Source organism: Flavobacterium sp. AK-301 (assembly GCF_058310215.1).
In genome coordinates this window covers 254109-278737 of the sequence record NZ_JBZEES010000002.1, presented here as the reverse complement: position 1 = coordinate 278737, position 24629 = coordinate 254109, and the positions used below count along the sequence as shown (strand labels likewise).

Annotated in this window: 24 protein-coding genes; 12 read left to right on the top strand and 12 right to left on the bottom strand. The window is 30.6% G+C overall.

Annotated features, from left to right (window positions below):
* Window position 1 precedes the first annotated feature (1 nt).
* Together AC4FQX_RS04745 and AC4FQX_RS04740 are read left to right on the top strand one after the other, a co-directional pair.
* Window positions 2-298 (top strand): chaperone modulator CbpM, encoded by a 297-nt coding sequence (locus AC4FQX_RS04745; RefSeq protein WP_491166526.1) that lies wholly within the window; start codon window positions 2-4, stop codon window positions 296-298.
* A 36-nt stretch (window positions 299-334) separates the two neighbouring features.
* Window positions 335-940 carry a class I SAM-dependent methyltransferase gene (locus tag AC4FQX_RS04740; protein ID WP_491166525.1) on the top strand — a complete coding sequence of 202 codons (606 nt, stop codon included), beginning with the start codon at window positions 335-337 and terminating at the stop codon, window positions 938-940.
* Here AC4FQX_RS04740 and AC4FQX_RS04735 read toward each other — a convergent pair whose 3' ends face one another.
* A complete protein-coding gene (locus tag AC4FQX_RS04735; protein ID WP_491166524.1) occupies window positions 941-1729 on the bottom strand; it encodes a PhzF family phenazine biosynthesis protein in 789 nt (262 codons plus the stop codon).
* 244 nt (window positions 1730-1973) lie between these two features.
* On the opposite strand from AC4FQX_RS04735, the gene AC4FQX_RS04730 reads away from it, so the two are divergent.
* Window positions 1974-2447: a Dps family protein gene (locus tag AC4FQX_RS04730; RefSeq protein WP_491166523.1), complete on the top strand. Its 474-nt coding sequence runs from the start codon at window positions 1974-1976 to the stop codon at window positions 2445-2447.
* A 183-nt stretch (window positions 2448-2630) separates the two neighbouring features.
* On the opposite strand, the gene AC4FQX_RS04725 is transcribed toward AC4FQX_RS04730, so the two are convergent.
* From AC4FQX_RS04725 to nudK, 3 genes are all read right to left on the bottom strand, one after another.
* Window positions 2631-3515, bottom strand: a complete 885-nt coding sequence (locus tag AC4FQX_RS04725; protein ID WP_491166522.1) for an MBL fold metallo-hydrolase — start codon at window positions 3513-3515, stop codon at window positions 2631-2633.
* 99 nt (window positions 3516-3614) lie between these two features.
* Window positions 3615-6284, bottom strand: coding sequence for an aconitate hydratase AcnA (acnA, locus tag AC4FQX_RS04720; RefSeq protein WP_491166521.1), 2670 nt, complete (start codon window positions 6282-6284; stop codon window positions 3615-3617).
* 174 nt (window positions 6285-6458) lie between these two features.
* Complete coding sequence (gene nudK / locus AC4FQX_RS04715; RefSeq protein ID WP_491166520.1) at window positions 6459-7037, bottom strand: GDP-mannose pyrophosphatase NudK; 579 nt, start codon at window positions 7035-7037, stop codon at window positions 6459-6461.
* A gap of 420 nt (window positions 7038-7457) precedes the next feature.
* Here nudK and AC4FQX_RS04710 point away from each other — a divergent pair, with 420 nt between their 5' ends.
* On the top strand, window positions 7458-8018 hold the full coding sequence (locus AC4FQX_RS04710; protein ID WP_491166519.1) for a hypothetical protein: 561 nt from the start codon (window positions 7458-7460) through the stop codon (window positions 8016-8018).
* Between the two features lie 200 nt (window positions 8019-8218).
* On the opposite strand, the gene AC4FQX_RS04705 is transcribed toward AC4FQX_RS04710, so the two are convergent.
* Window positions 8219-8800, bottom strand: coding sequence for an NAD(P)H-dependent oxidoreductase (locus AC4FQX_RS04705; RefSeq protein ID WP_491166518.1), 582 nt, complete (start codon window positions 8798-8800; stop codon window positions 8219-8221).
* A gap of 102 nt (window positions 8801-8902) precedes the next feature.
* Between AC4FQX_RS04705 and AC4FQX_RS04700 the strand changes: the two genes are divergently transcribed.
* The 3 genes from AC4FQX_RS04700 (at window position 8903) to AC4FQX_RS04690 (ending at window position 11671) form a co-directional block, all read left to right on the top strand.
* Window positions 8903-9805, top strand: a complete 903-nt coding sequence (locus AC4FQX_RS04700) for a LysR family transcriptional regulator (RefSeq protein ID WP_491166517.1) — start codon at window positions 8903-8905, stop codon at window positions 9803-9805.
* A 272-nt stretch (window positions 9806-10077) separates the two neighbouring features.
* On the top strand, window positions 10078-11364 hold the full coding sequence (locus AC4FQX_RS04695) for an NAD(P)/FAD-dependent oxidoreductase (protein WP_491166516.1): 1287 nt from the start codon (window positions 10078-10080) through the stop codon (window positions 11362-11364).
* Between the two features lie 136 nt (window positions 11365-11500).
* The gene (locus AC4FQX_RS04690; RefSeq protein ID WP_491166515.1) at window positions 11501-11671 is read left to right on the top strand and encodes a hypothetical protein; all 171 of its coding nucleotides are present in this window, start codon (window positions 11501-11503) and stop codon (window positions 11669-11671) included.
* Between the two features lie 180 nt (window positions 11672-11851).
* Here AC4FQX_RS04690 and AC4FQX_RS04685 read toward each other — a convergent pair whose 3' ends face one another.
* Both AC4FQX_RS04685 and AC4FQX_RS04680 read right to left on the bottom strand, forming a co-directional pair.
* Window positions 11852-12475 (bottom strand): class I SAM-dependent methyltransferase, encoded by a 624-nt coding sequence (locus tag AC4FQX_RS04685; RefSeq protein WP_491166514.1) that lies wholly within the window; start codon window positions 12473-12475, stop codon window positions 11852-11854.
* Between the two features lie 51 nt (window positions 12476-12526).
* The gene (locus AC4FQX_RS04680) at window positions 12527-12955 is read right to left on the bottom strand and encodes an XRE family transcriptional regulator (protein WP_491166513.1); all 429 of its coding nucleotides are present in this window, start codon (window positions 12953-12955) and stop codon (window positions 12527-12529) included.
* Window positions 12956-13108: 153 nt separating this feature from the next.
* Between AC4FQX_RS04680 and AC4FQX_RS04675 the strand changes: the two genes are divergently transcribed.
* Window positions 13109-13420 (top strand): SymE family type I addiction module toxin, encoded by a 312-nt coding sequence (locus tag AC4FQX_RS04675; protein WP_491166512.1) that lies wholly within the window; start codon window positions 13109-13111, stop codon window positions 13418-13420.
* Window positions 13421-13531: 111 nt separating this feature from the next.
* Here AC4FQX_RS04675 and AC4FQX_RS04670 read toward each other — a convergent pair whose 3' ends face one another.
* Window positions 13532-13849: a Fic family protein gene (locus AC4FQX_RS04670; protein WP_491166751.1), complete on the bottom strand. Its 318-nt coding sequence runs from the start codon at window positions 13847-13849 to the stop codon at window positions 13532-13534.
* 286 nt (window positions 13850-14135) lie between these two features.
* On the opposite strand from AC4FQX_RS04670, the gene AC4FQX_RS04665 reads away from it, so the two are divergent.
* Window positions 14136-15608 carry an SLC13 family permease gene (locus AC4FQX_RS04665; protein WP_491166511.1) on the top strand — a complete coding sequence of 491 codons (1473 nt, stop codon included), beginning with the start codon at window positions 14136-14138 and terminating at the stop codon, window positions 15606-15608.
* Between the two features lie 93 nt (window positions 15609-15701).
* On the opposite strand, the gene AC4FQX_RS04660 is transcribed toward AC4FQX_RS04665, so the two are convergent.
* The 4 genes from AC4FQX_RS04660 to AC4FQX_RS04645 form a co-directional block, all read right to left on the bottom strand.
* Entirely contained in the window at window positions 15702-17348 is a 1647-nt protein-coding gene (locus AC4FQX_RS04660; protein WP_491166510.1) for a hypothetical protein, read from the bottom strand.
* Entirely contained in the window at window positions 17293-17619 is a 327-nt protein-coding gene (locus AC4FQX_RS04655) for a phage tail-like protein (RefSeq protein ID WP_491166509.1), read from the bottom strand. The genes AC4FQX_RS04660 and AC4FQX_RS04655 overlap by 56 nt, the downstream gene beginning before the upstream one ends.
* A gap of 591 nt (window positions 17620-18210) precedes the next feature.
* On the bottom strand, window positions 18211-19323 hold the full coding sequence (locus tag AC4FQX_RS04650) for a helix-turn-helix domain-containing protein (protein WP_491166508.1): 1113 nt from the start codon (window positions 19321-19323) through the stop codon (window positions 18211-18213).
* Window positions 19324-19329: 6 nt separating this feature from the next.
* Window positions 19330-19884, bottom strand: coding sequence for a helix-turn-helix domain-containing protein (locus tag AC4FQX_RS04645; protein ID WP_491166507.1), 555 nt, complete (start codon window positions 19882-19884; stop codon window positions 19330-19332).
* Between the two features lie 862 nt (window positions 19885-20746).
* Between AC4FQX_RS04645 and AC4FQX_RS04640 the strand changes: the two genes are divergently transcribed.
* The 3 genes from AC4FQX_RS04640 to AC4FQX_RS04630 all read left to right on the top strand — a co-directional run bounded on the left by AC4FQX_RS04640 (window position 20747) and on the right by AC4FQX_RS04630 (window position 24326).
* A complete protein-coding gene (locus AC4FQX_RS04640; protein ID WP_491166506.1) occupies window positions 20747-22663 on the top strand; it encodes a DUF294 nucleotidyltransferase-like domain-containing protein in 1917 nt (638 codons plus the stop codon).
* A 2-nt stretch (window positions 22664-22665) separates the two neighbouring features.
* A complete protein-coding gene (locus AC4FQX_RS04635; RefSeq protein ID WP_491166505.1) occupies window positions 22666-23268 on the top strand; it encodes a 3'-5' exonuclease in 603 nt (200 codons plus the stop codon).
* A 179-nt stretch (window positions 23269-23447) separates the two neighbouring features.
* On the top strand, window positions 23448-24326 hold the full coding sequence (locus tag AC4FQX_RS04630) for a HEPN domain-containing protein (protein ID WP_491166504.1): 879 nt from the start codon (window positions 23448-23450) through the stop codon (window positions 24324-24326).
* Window positions 24327-24629 lie beyond the last annotated feature (303 nt).

Below are 24629 nucleotides of genomic sequence, written 5' to 3'. Positions count from 1 at the left end.
CATGGAAATAACATTCATAACCATTACAGAATATTGTGGTCACTATAACGTGGAACCTCACTTTATAAAACTGTTAGAGGAAGCCGGATTACTGGAGCTGGCTATTGTTAACGGTGAAAAATTAATACATATTGAACAATTTGTTGAATTGGAACGTTATATACATCTACATTATGATTTACAGATCAATATAGAAGGTATTGATGCTATTCAACATTTACTGGAAAAAGTAAACAGATTACAGCAGGAAAATAATTATCTTAGAAAAAAACTCTATTTGTTTGAAGAAAAAGAATAGTACAATTCTAAATTTATTTAATTTTACTTAAAAAGAATGAATAATAAAGAACACTGGGAAACAGTATATAAAACAAAAGAACCAAATCAGGTAAGTTGGACGCAGGAAATACCTCAAACTTCTCTGGATTTAATTCGGAGTTGTAATTTACCGAAAAATGCAAAAATAATTGACATAGGAGGAGGGGATAGCAGACTAGTTGATTTCTTACTAGAAGACGGTTATCAAAATATATCTGTTCTGGATATTTCTGCTCAGGCACTGGAAAAAGCAAAAAAAAGATTAGGAAATAAAGCTGAAAAAATAAATTGGATCGTATCTAATATAACAGACTATATCCCTGAAACTACTTTTGATATCTGGCATGATCGTGCGACTTTTCATTTTCTTACTACACCTGAACAGATTAGAATCTATTCAGAAATAGTGAAAAAAGCAGTAACTGATTATATGATCATCGGAACTTTTTCTAAAAATGGACCTGAAAAATGCAGTGGGCTTACTATAAAACAATATAATGAGACGGAACTGGAACAAGTATTCTCAGAAAACTTTAAAAGAGATAGTACTGTTACTGAGGATCATATCACTCCTTTTGAAACAATACAAAACTTTATTTTCTGCAGACTGAAACGAATATAATTATTCTATCCATATTGTACCTGCTAAATATATTTTTGCAGTTCCTTTTATTAATACTCTTTCTCCTTTATCAACGCAAAATAATATACCTTGCCTCTCTGAAAGTTGTATTGCAGTCATTTCTGTTTTATTGAGTTGCCTGCTCCAATATGGAATTAGTGAACAATGTGAAGATCCTGTAACAGGATCTTCTAAAATAGAAGCTTGGGGAGTAAAATATCTTGATACAAAATCATAGGTACTCCCTTTTGCTGTTACAACAACTCCGCCGGGATCAAGGTTTATTTTATTGAATATCTGCTGATCAATTTCTATATCCCTTATGTCTTGTTCTGTTTCATAAACTAAAATATAATCCCTTGCTTTTAGTATTGTTTTAGGCAATATATTTAGTGCATCTCTAATTATATCAGGTAATTCTGATGGTTCTGGATTTCTTGAAGGAAAATCTAGAATATAAAAATCCGCTTTAATAGTTACAATTAACTCTCCACTTAATGTATCAAATATAATTTTCTCTTTTAAATTGTTCTGAAAATTTTTAATTACATAAGCTGCCGCTAATGTAGCATGCCCGCATAAATCCATTTCTATTTCCGGAGTAAACCAGCGCAGATGGACTCTGTCATTATTATAGATAAAAAATGCTGTTTCAGCAACAGCATTTTCTTTTGCTATTTTTAAAAGTATTTCGTCTGATAACCATCTTTCTAACGGTACAACACAAGCAGGGTTTCCTCCAAAAACTTTATCTGTAAAAGCATCAATATGATATAAATCTAATTTCATAGCAGGCATATATAAAAATCAAAATTTGAAAAAGATAAATATAATTATTTTATAATATATTTAATATTTTTATTATGAAATAAGGCGTAAATTTGAGATATAAGTTTTCAGTATGTTTTATTATTGGAAAACAATTTCTACATTACAATAGCTTTCCATAGCGTACTCTAAACCTAAAAAGGAGGATAAAATTATTATTACTATAAATAGAATACTATTAAAAACATTTAAACAATATTAAATTATGAAGCCAAATATAGAAATTTCAGAAAAAAATTTACAAGAAGTAACGACACTCTTAAATATACTTTTAGCAGATGAGTACATTCTTTTTACTAAAACAAGAAATGCACATTGGAATATTCAAGGACCAAATTTTATGGAATTACATAAATTCTTTGAAAGTCAATATGAAGAACTACATGAAACTATTGATGAAGTAGCAGAACGCGTCCGTAAATTAGGACATTTTGCATTAGGTTCATTAAAAAATTATTTGGGTGTAACCCACTTACTGGAAAACGATATGGATTTCAGTAATCAGAAACAAGTTATTCAGGCATTAGTAGAGGATCATGAAACGATTATTCGATTAGTCAGAAATGAAATTGTTCCTGTTGCAGATAAATATAAAGATCTCGGAACTTCTGATTTCTTAACTGGTGTTTTAAAACAACATGAAACAATGGCCTGGATGTTAAGAGCTTATCTTGGTTAATAATCAATCTAGGAATATAAAAACCGGATAAGATTAAAACCCCCTTTATTCATAAAGAATAAAGGGGGTTTTTTTTAGTTAATAGTTTATAATTGATAGTGCATAGTTTTGAATCTCAGAAACTAATTATAGTTATGAAATATGATTTCTTTACTGCTCTGGAACTATCAATTAAAAACTTATTTACCATTTCATTTCTCCTTTATTTACTTTGGCTCCTAGTTCCAGATTGGATTCTAATCCAGCTTTAGGGTATTTTGCTTTCATTGCTTTAATTAGTTCTGTTGAATTTTTTGCCTTAGCCAGTTCCTTTTCATAGGTCTGTAAATATTCTTTATCAAATTTTACATTTATAAGATCAAATTCTGTATTAATATGGGCGTGAGCAGGTACAACAATAGCAGGTTTTAGAGCTATTATTTTATCTAAAGTCTTAATCCATTCTGTTCGTAAAGCAGAAGTTGCTGCATCTGCCATCCATAAATGTGAATTACTGCCCGCAACGCTAATTCCGCCTACAACAGCTTTAAGGGAAGGGATCCAGACAAAAGTTCTTTCTGAATCTGTAATATCAAAATTGATAATCTCTAGTTTTTGTCCTTCCAGTTCAATTGTGTCTGATTTCAGAATCTGAGGAAGAATAATATTTGTAGGTCCATTCACACCTAATTTTGGTCCCCAAAAATCAATTTTTTCCTGTGCTGTAGCTGTAATATGTTTTACTGTATTTTTTGTAGCATATACAATTGCCTCCGGAAAAGCTTTTTTAATTACTTCCAGTCCAAAATAAAAATCGGGATCTCCATAAGTAATCACAATTTTTGTCAGCTTTTTACCGCTAGATTTTATTTCATCAACTACTTTCTGCGCCTCTGAAGCTGCAAACTGAGCATCAAACAGTATCATTTCATTTTTCCCGCTTACTATTACTGATGCTACACCAAAATTAGCTTCGGAAGCATAAAACACTTTTATCTCTAAAGGTTTTGTTGCCAGTGTTTTAAAACCCTGTGCTTGATTTACAATAGTAAAAGACAGGAATAATAAAGTAAAAATTACTTTTTTCATCTGTTTTATTATTAAAATTAATTTATAAGATCTGTTTTCTGGATTCCAGATAAAAAAATATTGTTAGCCCGGTAAACAATACGTTTTCAAAAATATAATTTAATTTACTTTATCCAAAAATTGTCTCAGAACATATTGTAAAATACCGCCATGACGATAATATTCGATTTCTATTTTTGAATCGAGTCGAGCAATGGTATTAAATTTTATTTCTTGTCCATTCTCTTTTTTAGCGATTACCTGAACTTCTTTCAACGGTTTAATGTCTTTTGAAATTCCGGTAATGGTAAATATTTCTGTTCCGGTAAGCCCAAGACTTTGTGCGGTATCGCCTTCTTTATACTGAAGAGGCAGAACACCCATTCCAACCAGATTACTTCTGTGAATACGTTCGTAGCTTTCTGCCAGTACTGCTTTAACACCTAACAAAAAAGTCCCTTTTGCCGCCCAGTCTCTGGAAGAACCACTTCCGTATTCTTTACCTGCCAGTACGACCAAAGAGGTATTCGATTCTCTATATTTTACTGAAGCTTCATAGACCGCCATTTCTTCGCCTGTGGGAAGATATTTAGTATATCCGCCTTCTTTATCTGCTAGTTTATTTTTAATACGCACATTTGCAAATGTACCACGAATCATTACTTCATCATTTCCTCTTCGGGAACCATAGGAATTGAAATCTTCCTTTTTGACTCCTTTACTAATCAGATATTTACCGGCTGAGGATGATTCATTAAAGGAACCGGCAGGGGAGATGTGATCTGTTGTTATACTGTCTCCCAGCATCAGTAATACTCTAGCGTTATTAATATCTTTCAGCTCTGCTGCTTTATCTGATATATTATAGAAAAAAGGAGCTTCTTTTATATACGTTGAAGCAGCATTCCAAACATACAATTTATCTGTAGGAACTTTTAAATTTTTCCAGATAGCATTTCCTTCAAAAATTTCATCATAATTTTTAGCAAAATCTTTAGGAGAAAGTACTTTATTCATCAATTCGGTAATTTCGTCATTAGCGGGCCAAATATCTTTTAGATATACGGGTTTTCCATTCGGATCCAGACTGATCGGTTCATTGATAAGATCAATGTCCACTCTTCCTGCAATTGCATAAGCAACAACCAGCATAGGAGACATTAAAAAGTTCATTCTGACCTGAGGGTGGATTCGGGCTTCAAAATTTCTGTTTCCGGATAATACAGAAGAAACAATAAGATCATTTTTTTCTACAGCATCAGCCATATAAGGTGGTAAAGGACCTGAATTACCAATACAGGAAGTACAACCATAACCTACAATATGAAAACGGAGCGCTTCTAAATCATTTAGCAAATCTCCTTTTATCAAATAATCTGTTACTACTTTAGATCCCGGAGCGAGGGAAGTTTTAACCCATGGTTTTACATTTATTCCGTGTTCACGGGCTTTTCTGGCAACTAAGCCGGCACCAATCATCACATATGGGTTTGAAGTATTAGTACAGGAAGTAATTGCCGCAATCGCAACTGTACCGTCAGAAAGAGTGAAATTTTCCTGACCTATGGTTACTTCTGCTTTTTTTACTCCATTAGCTATAGGATGTCCGGTCTGTTCTAATAACCCGGGAACTTTTGATTTAAAATCTCTTAAAAGTATCTTATCCTGCGGACGTTTCGGTCCGGCAACGGTTGGTTCAACAGTAGAAATATCTAATTCCAGAACATGGGTATAGGTGATTTCTTCCTCACGGGTTCTCCACAACATATTAGCTTTGCAATATTCTTCGACCAACTGAATCTGATCTTCGGAACGATTACTTTTACGCATATATTCCAGCGTTTTATCATCAATAGGGAAGTAGGTAATTGTACAGCCAAATTCGGGAGACATATTACCGATAGTGGCTCTGTCGGGAACGGAAAGATTATCCAAACCGGAACCGAATACTTCTACAAATTTCCCTACAACACCGTATTTCCTTAAAAGTTCTGCAATCGTCAGTACTAAATCGGTAGCGGTAGATCCTAAAGGTAATTTTCCTTTTAATCGCAAACCGATCACTTCGGGCATAATAAAATAAATGGGCTGTCCTAGAATGGCGGCTTCTGCTTCGATTCCGCCAACACCCCATGCTACAACACCAATTCCATTGACCATAGGTGTATGACTGTCTGTACCTACCAGAGTATCTGGGAAGACTTCACCATTACGTTCAATTACTCCTTTAGAAAGATATTCTAAGTTTACCTGATGACAGATTCCCATTCCCGGAGGAACTACACTAAAATTATTGAATGACTTTTGTGCCCATTTCAGAAACTCGTAACGCTCTATATTTCGTTTGTATTCTTCGTCCATATTGCTGTCATAAGCATATTCGGTACCAAAATAATCTACTTGTACAGAATGGTCAATAACCAGATCTACAGGTATTAACGGATTGATATCATTTGGATTTTTACCTTTACGGGCTAGTTCTGCACGTAAAGAAGCAATATCAACAACTGCGGGAACTCCGGTAAAATCCTGCATCAATACACGAGCGGGTTTAAAAGGGATGTCCTTATCGGAAGGAATAGGCTTCCATTGTAAAATTGTTTCTATATTTTCTTTTGTAATAGCAAAGTCATCAAAGTTTCGTAAGGCGTTTTCGAGTAAAATTCGAATAGAAAAAGGTAGTTTACTGATATTATAACCTTGTTTTTCAAGTTCTGCTATACTATAATAGGTAAAAGTTCCTTTTTTAGTACTTAAGGATTTTTTAATGTTATAAGGATCCTGAATCATGATTGAAAAGTTTTTATTTTTTAGTTCTATAAAGATACGGATTGTAAAATATAATAAATAAAAGATTCATTATAAATATGTTAAATAAAACTTACACAATAATTTAAAATGTTAAAAGTAAAGGATATAACAAAAAAAGAGGCTGAATAAATATTCAGCCTCTTTTTAATTTCTTTATACTAAATTTTTCAATTTAGCATACTGCAATAATATAATTGTTTTTGCATCTTTAATCTCGCCTTTGTCAACCATTGTTAAAGCCTGATCCAGACTGAGTTCCATGACTTCTATTTCTTCCTGTTCACTTGCTAGACCACCACCTTCACTGACTTTCATCTCTTCAGAATATTCGGCTACATAGAAATATATAATTTCTGTCACAGAACCGGGAGACATATATAATTCCATTATTCTTTCGAGGTTATCAATTTTGTAACCTGTTTCTTCCTGTGTTTCTCTTCTTACACATTCTTCAGGACTATTGTCTTCGAGAGTTCCTGCGCAGGCTTCAATCATCATTCCTGTAGGGTTTCCATTTAAAAAAGTAGGCAGACGAAATTGTCTTGTAAGTATAATTGTCCTGTTCTTTTTATTATAAAGCAGAATAACAGTACCGTTTCCTCTATTATAAACTTCGCGTACCTGAGTCTGCCAGTTTCCTTCTTTTCTGAGATAATCAAAAGTTATTTTTTTAAGAATAGCCCAGTTTTCAGATAATGTTTCTGTTTTAATCAATTTTACTTTATCAGACATAGTATAAGATTCATTTAGATTAGTACAATTTAAGCCTAATATATTTAAAAGATATTATGATAATGTTAAAATATACTTTTTAAAAAACAATGCTCTATTTTATATCTCTTCAGTACAATAAAGAGACAAAAACAAATAAAATCAGCTTTAATTATTATTTTTAGCATAAATAGTTATAATTATTATTTCAATTAACCAAAGTTTTATTAATATTAACCAATACTTTTTAACTATATTTCAAAACTTAAGGTATATTAAAGTTTAAATTTTATTTGTTATTTATAATAAAAAATCAAAATGATACAAAGACCAAAAAATGTCTACTTTTGTATCTCTATAGAATCCTAAAAAATAAAACAAATTTTATAATTTTAATAATAACTTTCAATCAATTTTATAATTTATAAAATATAGATAATAATGATAAAAACGCCCTTCTTAAAACTATTTTTTGTTCTTCCTTTTTTACTTTTGTCCATTAACTTAAAAGCACAAAACAATAAAGTTAAAATAGTAGAGTTTGGACTACCTGAATTAAGTATAATCAATAAGGAAAGTCATTTTATGAAAGAAATAGATTCTCTGATCTTAAATTCAGACTGCCCTAAACTTAATAAAAAGAAATTCAATAATTATTCTATGAGTATTTCTGAAAAGAATGATTCTGTATTTTCTATAAAAGCAGTATTGGTTATTAATGTGAGGGATTCAGTAACAGATGTAGGATATTTCAGAAGAGGAAATTCTCTATTTATTGTAAGAGGAAAAAACCCTGATAATTTGTTTTTCGTTACCAGAAAAAAAAGAAAATGGATGTATAAACAACAGGAAGGGGAGATCGTAGATATTTTAACTCCAAAAGAAGTACTCGACGGACCGCCACTTACTTGGTATTTTAAATATTATGATAAAAAATTACATCTTACTAAAATGGTCTGTAAAGAGTATTGGGATGAGGATGTAAAAATAGAAAAGAAGTAATTATCCATAAAGTAATTTGAAAATTAAATAATTTGAAGATTTGAAAATGAATAATTAGTTCACTCTCAAATCTTCGCTTATAATATAAATTTGTCAAAAGCCTAAAAGTTTAAAGTCGTCAGAGTAATAAATGAGTTTTCAGTCTCACGTTTCACAAAAAACATTTTACATTTTACAAAAATTATTAATTAGTTTAGTACTTAATTGAATTCATTTTTTAAATGTTCTTTGTACTCCTGTATTGCTGTGGGAACATCTGCATTTTTTTCCACATCATGAAAATGAATCCCTTTTATTGGGGTCATTCCTATAAAAGCATTCATACGGTGAAAACCAAATAATACTCCATCATCTACACTGGTCTGCATAAAAAATTCACCGGGTAGTGTAAAGGCTTCTTTGGGTGCGTTCCATGATGAAGTTACCATATATTTTTTCCCTTTTAACAGCCCGCCTGTACCATAATTAATCTTTGGGTTTTTTGAAGAACGTCCGTCACTTTTATAAATCGTTTCTCCCTGAAGAACAACATCAAAATATTTTTTAAATTCATGAGGCAACTGAAACCACCAAACAGGAGTATGATAAATCACAATATCAGCCCAAATATATTTTTTAACTTCTTCTGCCGGATTATAATCATCTTGTATATTGGTTACTTTCACTTCAAAATTAGCGTTTTTTTCAAAGAAATGAAGTGTTTCTTCTGTTATTGTTTTATTGAATTCTCCTCCTGAATGTCCAAACTTCTGACCGCCATTTATTACAAATACTTTTTTCATTTTTTATTCTTTAAATTTTATGGTACAAAGTTAAACCCAGAATTAGTATTATAAAAATAATTTAAATCATACCTTTGTATTATAATTATAATAATTCTATTTATGGTAAATCTGGAATGGTATCGGACTTTTAAAGCGATTTATGAAACAGGAACCTTAACAGGAGCAGCACAGGCGCTGTTTATCTCTCAGCCCGGAGTAAGTCTTCATTTGAGTTCACTGGAAGCGTATGTGGGTTATAAATTGTTTGACAGAACTTCCCGTAAGATGGTTTCAACGGAGAGGGGTAAAATATTGTATAATTTTGTATTGGAGGCTTTAAACAAACTTGAAATGGCTGAACAGCACTTTCACAGAACAACGGAAAAAGATACGCCAACAATCAGTATAGGAATGTGTTTTGAAACTTTCCAAATTACACTTGAGCAGTATTTACCAATACTGCCTTTTAATATCATTGTAAAATTTGGCGATTATAAAGAAATGCTTACGGATCTCGATAATGGTATTCTGGATCTGATTATTACACCGCAAAAAGGGGAGAGCAGAAACATAGAATATAAGGCTTTTTCTAAAGAAAAAATTATTCTTATAGGCGGAAAGGAAACACTTTCGGAGCCTTTTGAGATAATGTTGAAAGAAAACAGGCTGGAAGAGGCACAGAAATGGCTGAAACATCAGACCTGGTACGGAACTACGGCAGATATGGAGCATTTGAGGCGTTTCTGGTTTACTAATTTCAATAAACGCCCTGATTTTAAACCTAACTATATTGTACCGAATATGTGCTCTATAGTGCGCTGTATCAGTAATAGGAATGGAGTAGCCATTATTCCTGATATTTTATGTAAAGATGAATTAAAGGAAGGCAAAATAAAAACTCTATGGGAGGGAATAGACCCAATAGAAAATACTCTTCATTTTGCTTATCGCAAAAAAACAATCTATGCCAAAGAAATCAAAATCATTCAGGAAATTTTTGAAAAAGAAACTAAAATTAGTTGATAGTTTTATATTAGTTGATAGTGGATAATTTATAGTTGGTAGTTTTTAATACCGCTTAATTTAGTTGGTAGTTCTTAAGGGCAGATAAATTATCCACTATCAAACTAATTTGCATTTCAAACGCTAAATCTTTCATAATGTTTAGCTGAAATACTGCTTTTCAATTGTGTGCGACCTTAAAATTGGATAATTTTACATCAAAACCAAAACTTGTGTTTTATCCTACAAAAAACATAGAATACTATCACGGTTTTTATTAAATAATATAGCATATGAAAATAGTAATAATAGGAGGTGGGTTTGCAGGAATTAATCTTGCAAAAGATTTGGCAAACAATAAAGATTTCCAGGTCACATTAGTCGATAAAAATAATTATAATTTTTTTCCACCGTTAATTTATCAGGTTGCATCTGCTTTTCTGGAACCTTCAAGTATCAGTTATCCTTTCAGAAAATTATTCAGAGGCAAAAAGAATATTACTTTTCGATTAGGAGAGCTGTTAAGTGTTAATACTGAAGCAAATAAGATTGTTCTTTCTAACGGAGAACTGGAATACGATCAGTTAATATTTTCGACAGGAGCAGAGAGTAATTATTTTGGAATGGAGAACGTAAAGAGAAACGCTATTCCTATGAAAACACTGAATGACGCTGTCGAAATGCGTAACCGACTACTACAGCAAATGGAAAAGGCTGCTATTTGTGAAGATCCAAGAAAAAGAAGACAACTGTTAACCATAGTAGTAGCTGGAGGCGGACCAACGGGAGTAGAAGTTTCAGGTATTTTTGCCGAAATGAAAAACGGTATTATGCGTAAAGAATATCCGGAACTGGCTTCTACAATTAGTGATATTTATCTGGTTGACGGAGGTTCTGCTGTACTGGCACCGATGAGTGAAAAATCACAAAAAGATACTTATAAAGCTTTAACAGATTTAGGTGTAAAAATCCGACTGAATGCTCAGGTTAAAGATTATAAAGACGGAACGGTTTATTTTGCAGACGGAAAAACAATTAAAACGGAAGTGCTGATTTGGGCTGCCGGTGTAAGCGCTAAAGTTTTTGAAGGAATTCCGACAGAAGTATACGGACGAGGAAAAAGAATGACAGTAAATGAGTATAATCAACTACAGGGATTCTCAAATATTTATGCGATTGGTGATACCTGTATACAGGCAACTGATCCTAACTTCCCGAACGGTCACCCACAATTAGCTCAGGTAGCTATCCAACAAGCAAAAAACCTTGCTAAAAATTTTAAAGCAATGGTTGCCAATAAACCTCTGAAATCATTTAGCTATAATGATATGGGTTCTATGGCAATTATAGGTAAAAATAAAGCTGTAGTGGATCTGGAAAAACCAAAAGTGCATTTTAAAGGTTTATTTGCCTGGTTAGTATGGTTATTTATTCACTTAATGTCATTAGTAACGTATAGAAACCGATTACAAACGCTTTATAACTGGACAGTTGCTTATTTTTCTAAGGATCAGCCTTTGCGAATGATTATTCGTCCTGATATTGGAAAAGTAACAGAAAAACCAAAGGAAACGGTTTAAATTATTTAGTTTTAATTTTATTCATAAAAAGAGTATCCCTGAAATAAAAATATAGATATATTTTTATTTCAGGGATACTCTTTTTTTTATTAATTTATTATTTTTAACAGATGAAAAAATATAATAATTTCTTTTTATGGAAAAACAATTAATAAAAAATGGAGCTATTGCTTTAAGAAAAGCAGCTTTAAATGAAGAAGCTAAAACATTTATATTAGGCAATGCAACACTCTTTCAAACGCTAAAAAAAGCAGCTGACGAATATCCTTTAAATATATTTAGAGCTTTACAGGATATTACAAATTAATACCTATTTATATCGTTTCATTTCATATACTGATGCAGTATAAAATAGTAAATACGGAAAACAAATTGTGCTGATATTATCAGCACAATTTGAAAGTGAATATAGTAGAAATTTTATATAGAAAAATGTTAGGCAAATACTTCATTCGTTTTGTAGTGTAATTTATAAATAAGCAACAGTTTATTTTTTCCTCCCTACAAATCGTATTACTGAACCTTTACCATTATGAAAAAGTCCTTCGTTTAATTGAATTTCTTTTTCGACAAGTTCAATGATTTCATAATTTGGAAAGTTGGATTTTAGTTCATCAATGGAGAAAAGGGAACCGATGTCTTTTGGACCGCCAACGTTTGGGTCTTTTGAAACATAGTTAATATGATTTTTGCTAAATGCTTCAAAAATAATTAATCCATTCTTACACAGGTATTTATCTAATGTTTTGTGATACAATGATTTAATTTCTGCGGGAAAATGTGCGTAGATTAACGCAATTACATCAAATTGTTCTTGGTTGTAGTTTAATGTTTGCAGTTCACCAACCTGATAATCAATAGTAACATTATTGGCTTCTGCTAATTTGAAAGCTTTATTTTTGCCTTCAATGCTTATATCAAAAGCGGAAACGTTCCAGCCCAGTCCGGATGCAAAAACAGCATTACGTCCTTCTCCTTCAGCAGGAAAAAGAATGGTTCCGGGTTTTAGTTTCTCTAATTGTTCTTTTAAATAGTTATTGGGTTGTTTGCCATAAGCAAATTCATCCTGACTATATCTTTCATCCCATCTGTTAATCCAAGAATCATTCATATTCAACTATTATTCAATTCGTTATAATTATTTAATAATTGGTCTAAGGTTTTATTTTCCTACTATCAATTTCGCTAATTTTTCCATCATTTCGTCTTTTTCTTTAAGCATACGTTCATAAAGTATGATTTTCTCTTCGTGAAGTTGGATAAGTTTTTCAATAGGATTAACATTGAAAGTAGGAGTGTGACCTGTATTCAAAAAAGAACCATCATTAAAAGTATTAGATATAATATTAACTGCCTGTTCTTCATCAAAGTTTTTAAAAGCTTCGGTAGGTACTTTTAGAATAACAGATACCTGTTCCAGAATCGTAGGCTCTATGGTTTCTTTTTGTTCCAGAAGTGATACTTTTTTTTGATTCCAGTCATCACCTAGTTCATAGGCTAAGGCTTCTTGTTTAATGCCCAGCATTTCGCGGAAGCGTTTTATATTTCGACCCTGGTGTACTTTTTTATTTGGTATATCGGTATGCATCATAAATAGAATAGTTTCAGTTAAAATGATTGATGTTTGTTCGTAAATGTAAGTAAAATATGTTTCTTAATTATATTGTTTTTTGTATAAAATACCTTTTTGAATACTTAAATATCCTGTTTATTAGCTGTTGTTTTGCAGTATAAAATTATCAAAATGAGAACAGCAAAACAGAATCATAACAAATATAAACAACTTCCGCAACGTAAACTTACGGTTTATCGTAAAGCTTTTAAAAGACCTTGTTTTAACTACGCTGTTTATTCTGAGATCAAACTTGCAGGTAAATGGGTTGAAGATTGCGGTTTTGAGGCAGGGGACAGCATTATTGTCATTGTTCAAAAAGATCAGATAATTATTAAAAAGGTCAAAAAAGATAAAGAAGAGTTGCAAAAAATAAAAGAGGAGAGGAGACAGGATCAGGAAAAACTGAAAAAGAAACTGATAAGGCTATTTGGTACACCTTAAATCTCTGTTTAGAGAGTTAATCTGCCTTGAGAGGGAATTTTAAACATTTGATTTTTGCAAATTATAGAACTGTATCTATATTCTGGCAAATATTATGTAAAATAGACTGTTTTAAAATAAAAAACTAAATCCTTTACCCGTGTTTGTTGATTGTTCTTTTGTTATAATTTCAATTTCTCTTTTAAAATATTTTACGGTTTGTTCAAACATAAAATCTATAAAAACATTAATATCTTCGGACGTTCTTGTTTTTTCAAGTGCCTGAATATATTGTGTTTTATTATCTTCAAAAACAACGGTTAGAGGTTCTTTATTATAAGCTTGAATATAATTCATTAAAAGTCTTGAAATTCGCCCGTTACCATCTGCAAAAGGATGGATTGAAACCATCTGAAAATAAGCAGAAAAAGCTAATTTACTATTTTCAATAAACCCTTAGAAAGGCTCTAATAACAGATTACAAGCTAAATTCAAACTGTATACAATTTGCTCTATAATTTATATTATGTAAAATAGAAAATGTGAAATAATACCTTCTCTTCCGGAAAGTTGTTTTTAGATCATTTTAATTAAATATAACAATTCTATTCTGCTATTCATTCTTATTATAATAATTAAAAAACCGAATCGGGATTCGAAATTAAAAAACAGAAACTTTAAATCTATATGTTTTTTTGGGGAAATATCAATACTTTTGCTGATTAATCTAAAAAAAATGATTGATAAAATACAAAAATTTAACTCTGATCTTAGGCTTTACAGTACTCTTTTAATAGAAAAATCCTTAGATGTCTGGAACATTAAAACCAAAGTTGGTCTTTTCTTTTTTTCATTATTTATTTCTACAATAGCTGTTTATTTCATTTGTCCTGACGAATTCACTCAGGCTCAAAAATATACGATGTTTATCCTTATTTTCGCCATTTTGCTCTGGATGACAGAGGCTATTCCTCCTTTTGCTGTAGGAATCTTAATTATAGGCTTTTTAGTGTATACAATGCGTAGTATTGAGGGTGCTACTATAGATCCTCAAACTATTTCAAATACCTGGTCTGACAGCGTTATCTGGATCTTTTTAGGCGGTTTTTTCCTTAGTGAAGGAATGCGAAAAACGAATCTGGATATTTCTCTATTCAGAGCTACTATTTCTGTTTTTGGCTCTAAACCGGATTATATGTTACTGGGTGTAATTTTAGTTACTTCTTTTCTGTCTCTTATTATATCAAATACGGCAACTTGTGCGATGATTCTGGCTGCTGTAATGCCCTTTATAGAAAAAGAAGGTGAAAAATCGCCTATGTCTAAAGCTATTCTGATCAGTATTCCTGTAGCGGCAACTTTTGCGGGTATGGCGAGTTTAATATCCTCACCTCCTAACCTTATTGTTGTGGATGTTCTGAGATCAAAGGGTATTATTGTTTCTTTCTTTGACTGGATGATTCTGGGTGTTCCGGTAGCTATTGTATTATTGCTACTGTTCTGGACAGTTTTGAAATATAAATATACATCAAAAGTAACTACTGTTGATCTTTCATTTCTTCAAGAAACCCCTCCTTTGGATTCAAAAATCCGATTACAGCGTCTTTTGGTTATTATTATTTTAGTTACAACAGTAGTTTTCTGGATGATGGGAAGCAGTCTTAATATACCTACTGCAGTAACTTCCGGAATACCTATTATGTTTCTGCCCATGTTGGGAATTATAACTGCAGAAGATGTTAGAAAACTTCCCTGGGATACTTTAATGCTTGTTTCCGGTGGTCTTGCTCTGGGTATTGCTATAAAGGAACTATTGGCTCCTTATTATTCACAGCTATTGGGAGATGTATATTTAAGTGATTATTTAATGATGTTGATCTTTGCTGTAATCACGATATTGTTTTCAAACATTATGAGTAGTACGGCTACAGCTACAATTGTAATTAATATAGCTGCTGTAGTGTTACCTCCGGAACAAATACTGCCTGTAGGTCTGGTAATTGGTCTATGTGCTTCGTGTGGCCTGTTTTTACCGGTTTCTACTCCACCAAATGCTATTGTATATAGTACGGGAATGCTAAAACAGTCTGATTTTTATTTGGGTGGGTTCTTTGGAGCAGTTATTGGGTTGATTGTGGTTATTCTATGGGTATTGTTCTTACAGCATTTTACTTCTTTCTTTGATTTGGTTTTAGAACAAATAATATAATACAGTAAATAAAAAATCCCTAACTCATTTTAAAGTGAGTTAGGGACAAATTGAGTGTGAATTAGAATTTATATTTTTAATAATTTACCTTTTTTAATTTATATAATAACCTATTGCCCATGCAAGTGCATTTGTAAAAATATATGCTGTATCGTTATTAGGGGTATTTCTGATTTGCGTTGCCCTATATAATACTCCTCCATCCGGACAGTAAAAAATCCTATTCGTCTGATCTCTAAAAATTCCTATAGAATTTCCATTTGTCATATATGGAGTTATAGTAGATGGTAAAGTAGTATAATTAAGCCAGCTATCTCCTCTTCGATCTTTTGTTACTGTTTTTATTCCTGCTGACGATGGACTGAACGGACCATGAACAATAGGATCATTAGCTTGTACCGGTGCGTTTAATACAAAATTACCTGATATTGATGATCCTGCTGTAAAAGTATTTCCTCCATATACCTTATTAACAAAATCTGTTTCGGACGATTCTATTGCAACTATCATAGGGATATTATGTGTTTTTGCATATTCATACATTGTTGCAGCAATTGATCCGCCTCTACCATAACCTACTTGAATAATATCCGGTTTGAAAGCATTTAAAGCATTGATAATAGTTGATGTAGTATTACTGTTATTTCTACTAATCGAAAAGCCCTCTATATTTATTATAGAAGTTTCATTTGGTCCAAAATTTTCTTTATTGTTAAGTATTGCTCTCATAGTAGCTACATCATACGAATAATCTGTACCTGCATTTATAAATATTTTTATTGTTCTGAATACAACTATAACTGTTACGGTACAAGTTTGTGTATTAGTCGTATTACTAATTGTAAACGTCTTTTTTCCTCCACTAAGCGGCGTACCTATACCGCTTAATTTAATCTCCTGAATTCCTGTCTTAGTAAAAGTACCTGTTCCTTTAAAAGATATACCATTAATTTCATCTGTCATTATATTGTAATTACCAATATATTTCACATCTACTTTTAAAGTAATAAAATGAGTTGCTGTCAGCATTTGATTTGGTTTATAAGAACCATTTACTTTAACAGAAGTATTAGAACAATCCATAGTAAATTGTATCGGAGCCGGATCTACCGGAATATTTAATGTGCAACCGGATGGTTTTCCATTAATGGTTATTATAAAACTATTATCTCCAGGTATAATGGGAGTCCCTGAACCTACTAATATAACATCCTGTAACCCTGTTGTCAGAAAAGTATCTGTTCTGGTAAAGGAGAACCCTTTATCTACTGAAGTTACGTTTATTATGTAAGCCCCTGTAGCAGTTACATTTATATTTTTTAAAGTAATAGTATTGCTGTTGTCTAAAAGACGATCCTGGACGTAAGCACCTCCAATAACTATATTTTCTGGACTACAATCAACAGTATAAGTGGTTTCCGGAATATCTATGTTAATAGGTAAACAGATATCATTTAGTTCACTGTTTGATTTTAAACTAAAGATATCCGTTCCTGAATTTGTGGGCGTTCCTGAACCGCCTAATTTAATTTCAATAGGTGAATTAGCTACATCAGCTTGTGTAAAAATACCACTTCCACTCAGATAGTATCCTCCATTAGGGCTTTTATTAGATTCTATCGACCAGCGTCCCGGACTGATTACTGTAACTTTTAAAATAACAACATCTCTATCTGGATTTAATTTATAACCTTGTAAAAACCGTGAACCTTCTTTTACTCTTGCTGTTACACAATCCATTGTGTAATTTACAGTAGCCGGAATAAATATTAAAAATTAGTAAGCCGTCAGATAAATTTTCTCCAGGAATAATATCGCGCTCTGCTATCGTAAGTCTAGGAGTTAACAATCCTTTATTTTTACTCTCTAATTCTAATATAGCTCCTTTTCTAGGAGTAATCGTACTACTTACTACAGTAGCGTCTTTAATCTTAGACTGACTAAAACCGGAAAAACCTAATAATACAATAAAACACCATGAGAATATTTTGTATAAATAATCTATTTTCATTTTTTAATTTAGTTTATCAATTAATTTTATTTTTTTGAATATTTCTGAAAAAGAAAAAAAATTATGTGATTCATAATTTTTTATAATTCCCCTTTCATTTCTATAAGAATATATTTGCTATATGTTTTTTACTTTTTGTCCTTTTTTATTAGTTAAATTCTGATTATTAATAAATTTTAAAAACATTTTTATCAACATATTATATTATAGCAAAAATAAAGTAATATTAGCTTCTAAAAGTTAATTCAAATGGGCTAGAACAACAATCTAATTTTAGTTAACCTAATATTAAACTAAAAAGCATTGATTATAAGCAAACTATAAATGGTATGAGAAAATAACACTATTTCAGGAATTATTTCAAGTAAACCTGAAAACACTTTTTATATTTATAGAATTTATCTGTGTTATAAAAAAATGAGTAATCAAAATTTGGTGTGATATTCTATTTTATATTAATTTTAAAAAGAAATTTTAAATTCATAATAAAATAAACGGAGGATTTTAGATCGGTAAGATTTTCTGATCTATTATGTAATTATCTTTTTATCTGCTTTTAACCGTTTTTAAACAATATGACGGCTGGTAAGATCAATTATTTAGATTCTTTTTTAAATAAAAAGCTTTTTTATATTCAGAAGGAGTCATTTGTTTTTCAATTTTAAAATATTTTATAAAAGAGACTTTATTATTAAATCCGCTTCGATGAACCAGATCACCTATCGAAATCAACTCCTCTTCATGAATCAGTTTACAGGCATAACTAATTCTATAAGTATTAATATAATGATAAAAATTTTTGCCTAAATAAATATTAAAAAACTGAGAAAGATGATGTTTAGGGATTTTAAGAGATCTTTCTATATCATCAAGTGAAAAACTTGAGTTTAAATAAGGATGTTTTGTTTTCATAAACTTGATTAACCGTGTATCATAATCTTTTAACACATCAATTTCTAAACTATTTTTTTTATATAACTGTGTTACTTTCCTCCCCTTTTCTTTAATAACAAATGTAGAAATTACTTTATTCCTACTATTAATAGGAGTAATATTTCCTGCATAAATATCGATACAAAAATGAAGATATTGCCAGCAGATAATTATAAATGTAATATAAAGAAGACTATTCTGATAATATCTGTCAATATTTTCATAATTCTTATTTTCGGTTATAAAATAAATTGTGGTAATTATAAAGGTTGATGAAGCTAAACAAAATGTAATCCCAACAAAAGCAATTATATCATTTATTTTTTTACTTATATCAGGAATCTTAATAAATACAGCATAGATACCATATCCCAGCATTGAAATAAAAACAACTAAAAATAGTATAAGATATATAAATATTGTTTTTGGTATATAAAATACGGAAGCTATTATATAAACCAATACTACAACTATAGTAAGAGAAAAATGCATCCATAGTTCTTTATTAGCAATTGGTTTATTAAGTAAAACCTTTATATGAAAATAGAGCAAAGGACCATACCACACACAGGTAGGAGCATAACTTAATACAATTCTGTATTTTCCATCAATAAAACTACAACATAACATAATAAAGGAATGCACTATAATTCCAAGAGATGTACTGATTGCAAATTTAGAAAACCTGTTTTTCTTTTTTAAACTCAGATATAAGCTAATTAATGCCATTATTAAAGCACTTGAAAGAATATGTTCTGTTAATTGTATCATTTTATTTTATAAATCTAAATAGAATATTCGATATTCAGATGGTGTATATCCTGTAATCCTTTTGAAATGAAAATTAAAATTAGTTTTAGAATTAAACCCACTTGTATATGCCAATGCTTCTATTGTTAAGTTACTTTTTTCCAGAATTATTTTTTTCGCATAATGAATACGATAATCCGCCAATAAATAATAAAAATTGATTTTTAAATAATTGTTCAGAGCTTTAGATATCTCAATTCTGGAAATACCGGTTTCTTCTGATAGTTCATTTAATGTAAAATTGGAATTTAAATAGGATTGTGTTGACTTCAGATATTCATCAATAACCCTGATAATATCTTTAAAATTATTTTCGTCTGTGTTCTCTCTAAAAGAATCTTCTTTAACTGAAGACACCCCTTCTGAAACAGATAAATACTGCTGTTCATCTCTTTTTAAAATAAAATAAACATTTATCAGAATAAGATAACCAGAAATAAACAATGCCAGTAGAATCTCTCTGGATCCTCTTAAATCATAAAAATTAAAAAATATTATAAAAATATCGAAAAAAACAACCAAGATAAAAGACTGTCTTATAAGCCACTTTACCTTTGATTTAGATTCATCTATAATATTTTTCCTTTTTTTAAACAAAATTAACAAAAGATAAATATTAGACAGAACAGCAATCAAAATCATACTGACTATCTGAAACAAACTATCTGAAACATTGTAATACCCGATATAATAAATTATTTCCACAAAAATGAAAATACAAAAATGAAATTGTAGGGTCTTTTTAGATAAAGGAAAACAATAAGCAAAATAAATAACCTGAATCCAGAACAAAGAAAATAGAACCTGTATAGAACTTTCTATCTCAAAATATTCTTTTAAAATAAGTCCTGGTAATATTATTACAAAAGGCAATAGAATTATAAGCAATATAACTTTTATCTGCTTTTTTATTTTTGATATATAATTATATAACAGAAATACAAACAGTAAGGTCAATAAGATAATTATATTATTTGGAAGCATTTTATTTGTTATAAGATAAACCGTTTCTTGTTTTTTACAACTATTATTAATTCTATACATTAAAAAAATAATGATAAACTAATAGTATTTTACCATGAAGTAAAAAAATAATGTGTTACTATTTTTTTTTAGTAAAAAAAATAACAAAACAATTATAAAATCTTCAATACATAAAAAGAATCTTTGATAAAATACAAAAATAGTATTTTAAATTTAAAAAATGAAAAAGGATTTTAAAATGCGTTTATTTCAGTCTAAGACTTTCTAAATTAAAAAGGTAGCTTTGCCTTTTATTCCTGTTTTAATATTTAAAATAGAAAATTCTGCTTATAAAACTTAATATCATTTTATTCTCTGATTTTTATTTCTTAATTTTAAAACTTTATCTCTACATTTGACTATGAAAAACACTATAGCAGAAGGAATTGCTGAATTTCTAAAACATTACCCTCCTTTCCTTTCATTGAAATACAATGATCTGTTACATCTTGCTACCGAAACTCAGGCTGTTTATATAGAAAAAAACAAAGCTTTGTTTCAGGTTAATGATATCTGTCATGATGCATTTTATGTGGTAAAAGAAGGAGTTATCGGATTAACAGTAACTTCTGATGCCGAAGAGACTTTAGTAGATAAATGTGAAGAAGGTGCAATTATAGGATTAAGACCTTTTTTTGCAAAAGATGATTATTTAATGACTGCTAAAGCAAGGGAAGAATCTCTTGTTTATGCAATTCCTATCAATGCATTTCTACCTTACATAATGAAAAACAAAGAAGTATCTAGTTTCCTACTAGAAAGCTTTGCTTCTAATACCCGTAATCCTTACAATAAAGGAAACAGAGGTAAACTAATTTCTGAAAATGCTATTCGTGATGATAATCAGGCAGATATTCAGAATTTTAAACCTATTAAATATAGTAAAGAGCCAATAACCGCTTTACCTACTCAGATTGTTGAAGACATTGCTCAAATAATGACAGAGCGAAAAATAAACAGTGTAATTATTCAAAGTAATAATTTCCCTATCGGCATTATTACGGATAAAGATTTTCGTTCTAAAATAGCTACAGGATTAGTACCGATTACAGCAGAAGCACAAAAAATAATGTCTGTACCTATTATTACTGTACCTGAAAATATATCTGTCGCAGAGGCACAATTACAGATGCTGAAAAATAATGTTGCTCATTTATGTGTTACTGAAGACGGATCTAATAAATCGATTATTAAGGGAATTATATCCGAAAATGATGTTATTGTTGCACAGGCAAATAATCCGGGAGTATTAATTAAGGAAATTAAACGAGCTACATGGTCAACAGATTTAAAAAATATACGAGAGAAATTAAGCGAATTCAATCAGAGTTGTATTAAAAAGAATGTTCCTGTTTTTCATATAAGTAATATAACCGGAGAAATTAATTCTGCCATCTCACGCCAGGCAATTCAGCTAGCAATAGATAAAGTAGGTCCCCCTCCTGTTCGTTTTATGTGGCTTACCTTTGGAAGCCAGGCACGAGAAGAACAGATCTTATTGACCGATCAGGATAATGCTTTGGTTTTTGAAGATATTGATGAAGAACATTATTCTGAAGTAAAAGAATACTTTTTGAAATTAGCAGACCATACTATTAAAACATTGACAAAAGTGGGATATGAAGCTTCTCCTGATGCAATGAACGCAAGTAATCCAATGTGGTGTAAGTCATTGACAGACTGGAAAAAACAGTTTAATGTATGGATCAACACACCTGGAGAAAAAGTCGCTTTGTATCCAAGTACTTTCTTTGATTTCGAATTTACAGCCGGAGATATTACCTTATTTGAAGAGTTATCCGAAAATATATTTACTTATATGAAGGATAATAAAAAATTCTTTGCCTATCTGGGTAATCAGGCTTTAAAAAATCCTCCTCCATTAGGTTTTTTCAGACAGTTCCTTATTGAAAATAATGGAGAACACAAAGATTCTTTTGATATTAAATTACGTGCCTTAACACCCCTTATTGATGCTGCTCGTTTATTAATTATAAGTCATAATATTAAAGGAATCAATAATACTTTATTACGATTTCAGCAATTGATTCTTTTAGAGCCTCAAAATACAGATTTGTTTCAAGAATGTGCTGACGCTTTCATTATGTTATCAAAATTTAGAACTATAGAAGGTTTTAAAAATAATGATTCCGGAAGATATATTAATCTTGAAGCATTATCTAAAACAGATAAAGTAAAACTTAAAGGTTGCTTTGAGCCCATTGCAAAGGTTCAAGAATTAATTAAACACAGATTTCAACTTACTTATTTTAGTTAATTATGCTGAACTGGTTAAAAAATAAAAAATATCCCCCTTTCTGGAATGAGTATTTAAGCACCTTTGAAAAAGATGAAATAGATTTATCAGAAAAGCGCTATATCGTTTTTGATCTGGAAACAAGCGGTCTGGATATTGAAAATGATGTGATTCTTTCCATCGGTGCCATTGGTGTTTCTGGTAGTAATATTATAATAAAAGATTATTTTGAAGCCAATATAATACAGGGAAAATTTAAAATAAAAAACACTGTTTTAAATCCTAACACAAAGGAAGAATTAAAAATTCCCGAACAAGAAGCTGTAGAACTTTTTATAGACTATATTAAAGATGCTGTATTAGTAGGTCATCATATTCATTCGGAAATAGCCATGCTCAATAAAGCTTTAGAACGACTGGGAGCCGGAAAATTAAAGAATGAAACTTTTGATATAGACTCAATGTATCACAAATGGCAAAATATTATATTTAATGAAGGTTACAGTCTGGATACTTTATGTGATATTTTCAAAATCCCTAAAAGTGAAAGACATACCGCAACCGGAGATGCTTATATTATTGCTCTTCTTTTTCTGAAATTAAAAACTAAACTTGAACTCAAATAAAAAAAGGATACCGTTTTTTGGCCTTGTAGATAATTCAACTACTCATTTCTATTCTAGACATTTTAAATAACAAATAAAGGTCAGGAGACCTTTCATCTGTTTTCTTTTTTTAACTACTTTAGTAAAAAATAAATCTAAAAAATAGAAGTATTTTTGTTTTGTAACTCCTAAATCATTCCATGAAAAACTCCATTGCTTATCTGCCACAAAAAAAACAAAGAGACCTCCTCCGTTTTGTAGAACAAATAACTACTAGACTCCCAAAAACTCAAATGATTATCCTCTACGGAAGTTATGCCCGGAACGAATACATAGACCGTGATGAAAAACTAGAATTTGGTATTCCCACCTCCTACAGAAGCGATTATGATATACTCGTAGTAACAGAAAAAGTAACCGAGCAAAGAGCAACAAAAATCCTTGATGCAATTGATAACATGTATTATCAAGATCCGGACTTCCAAACTCCCGTTGAGTTTATACATGAAAACATTAATCGATTAAATGAAAACATCGATGCAGGCAGATATTTTTATACCCAAATCAAAGAAGAAGGAATTATACTCTATGACACCAAAAAACATACCCTTGCAGAACAACGCCCGCTTCGTTTTGACGAAATAAAACAACAAGCAGAAGAATATTTTAAAGATAAATTTGAAAATGCAAATTTCTTTTTTGATGATGCCGTATCAAACTACAAAAAAGAACGCTATCAAAGGGCTTCTTTTCATCTTCATCAAACCTGCGAAAACAGTTTTCAAACCATTCGATTAGTACACACATTAACGAATCCAAAACTGCATAATTTATCCAAATTATTTTCCTTTGTAAGGAAATATTCAGCAGACTTACCTCCTATTTTCCCCAATGATACTGACGAAGAAAAACGATTATTTGAACTCTTAAAAAGTGCTTATATCGAGGCACGTTATAATCCGCAATTCACAGTAACAAAAGAAGATATTGACGCTTTACTGCCCAAAGTAAAACGTTTACTTGAAGTAACAAAGCAAATAAGCGAAAACAAAATAGCAGAATATACAAAACAGATTTAGTTTATTATTAAACCAACCTCTACAAATTCACAAACTCATAAAGTAGTATTTTTATTTAAAAATATGATTATAATATAGTTATGATGTTTTATAATAAGTAATAGTTTTATAAAAAAACAAGAATTTCCTATCATTATTTAGAATTCCTACAAGGTCAAAAAAGACCTTGCAGGAAAAGATCTTCATATACGCTTCTTCAAACCAAATCTTAAACTTGTTATATATAGTCTCATTTAAGAAAAGAAAATATAAAACCTATAAGAAATTCTATAGTCATACTATATATTTTAATAATTACATCAA

Excerpts from the sequence above, each read along its gene's own strand:
- AC4FQX_RS04745 (WP_491166526.1), top strand. The coding sequence starts at position 2 with ATGGAAATAACATTCATAACCATTACAGAATATTGTGGTCACTATAAC.
- AC4FQX_RS04740 (WP_491166525.1), top strand. The coding sequence starts at position 335 with ATGAATAATAAAGAACACTGGGAAACAGTATATAAAACAAAAGAACCA.
- AC4FQX_RS04735 (WP_491166524.1), bottom strand. The coding sequence starts at position 1,729 with ATGAAATTAGATTTATATCATATTGATGCTTTTACAGATAAAGTTTTT.
- AC4FQX_RS04730 (WP_491166523.1), top strand. The coding sequence starts at position 1,974 with ATGAAGCCAAATATAGAAATTTCAGAAAAAAATTTACAAGAAGTAACG.
- AC4FQX_RS04725 (WP_491166522.1), bottom strand. The coding sequence starts at position 3,515 with ATGAAAAAAGTAATTTTTACTTTATTATTCCTGTCTTTTACTATTGTA.
- acnA (WP_491166521.1), bottom strand. The coding sequence starts at position 6,284 with ATGATTCAGGATCCTTATAACATTAAAAAATCCTTAAGTACTAAAAAA.
- nudK (WP_491166520.1), bottom strand. The coding sequence starts at position 7,037 with ATGTCTGATAAAGTAAAATTGATTAAAACAGAAACATTATCTGAAAAC.
- AC4FQX_RS04710 (WP_491166519.1), top strand. The coding sequence starts at position 7,458 with ATGATAAAAACGCCCTTCTTAAAACTATTTTTTGTTCTTCCTTTTTTA.
- AC4FQX_RS04705 (WP_491166518.1), bottom strand. The coding sequence starts at position 8,800 with ATGAAAAAAGTATTTGTAATAAATGGCGGTCAGAAGTTTGGACATTCA.
- AC4FQX_RS04700 (WP_491166517.1), top strand. The coding sequence starts at position 8,903 with ATGGTAAATCTGGAATGGTATCGGACTTTTAAAGCGATTTATGAAACA.
- AC4FQX_RS04695 (WP_491166516.1), top strand. The coding sequence starts at position 10,078 with ATGAAAATAGTAATAATAGGAGGTGGGTTTGCAGGAATTAATCTTGCA.
- AC4FQX_RS04690 (WP_491166515.1), top strand. The coding sequence starts at position 11,501 with ATGGAAAAACAATTAATAAAAAATGGAGCTATTGCTTTAAGAAAAGCA.
- AC4FQX_RS04685 (WP_491166514.1), bottom strand. The coding sequence starts at position 12,475 with ATGAATGATTCTTGGATTAACAGATGGGATGAAAGATATAGTCAGGAT.
- AC4FQX_RS04680 (WP_491166513.1), bottom strand. The coding sequence starts at position 12,955 with ATGATGCATACCGATATACCAAATAAAAAAGTACACCAGGGTCGAAAT.
- AC4FQX_RS04675 (WP_491166512.1), top strand. The coding sequence starts at position 13,109 with ATGAGAACAGCAAAACAGAATCATAACAAATATAAACAACTTCCGCAA.
- AC4FQX_RS04665 (WP_491166511.1), top strand. The coding sequence starts at position 14,136 with ATGATTGATAAAATACAAAAATTTAACTCTGATCTTAGGCTTTACAGT.
- AC4FQX_RS04660 (WP_491166510.1), bottom strand. The coding sequence starts at position 17,348 with ATGGATTGTGTAACAGCAAGAGTAAAAGAAGGTTCACGGTTTTTACAA.
- AC4FQX_RS04655 (WP_491166509.1), bottom strand. The coding sequence starts at position 17,619 with ATGAAAATAGATTATTTATACAAAATATTCTCATGGTGTTTTATTGTA.
- AC4FQX_RS04650 (WP_491166508.1), bottom strand. The coding sequence starts at position 19,323 with ATGATACAATTAACAGAACATATTCTTTCAAGTGCTTTAATAATGGCA.
- AC4FQX_RS04640 (WP_491166506.1), top strand. The coding sequence starts at position 20,747 with ATGAAAAACACTATAGCAGAAGGAATTGCTGAATTTCTAAAACATTAC.
- AC4FQX_RS04635 (WP_491166505.1), top strand. The coding sequence starts at position 22,666 with ATGCTGAACTGGTTAAAAAATAAAAAATATCCCCCTTTCTGGAATGAG.
- AC4FQX_RS04630 (WP_491166504.1), top strand. The coding sequence starts at position 23,448 with ATGAAAAACTCCATTGCTTATCTGCCACAAAAAAAACAAAGAGACCTC.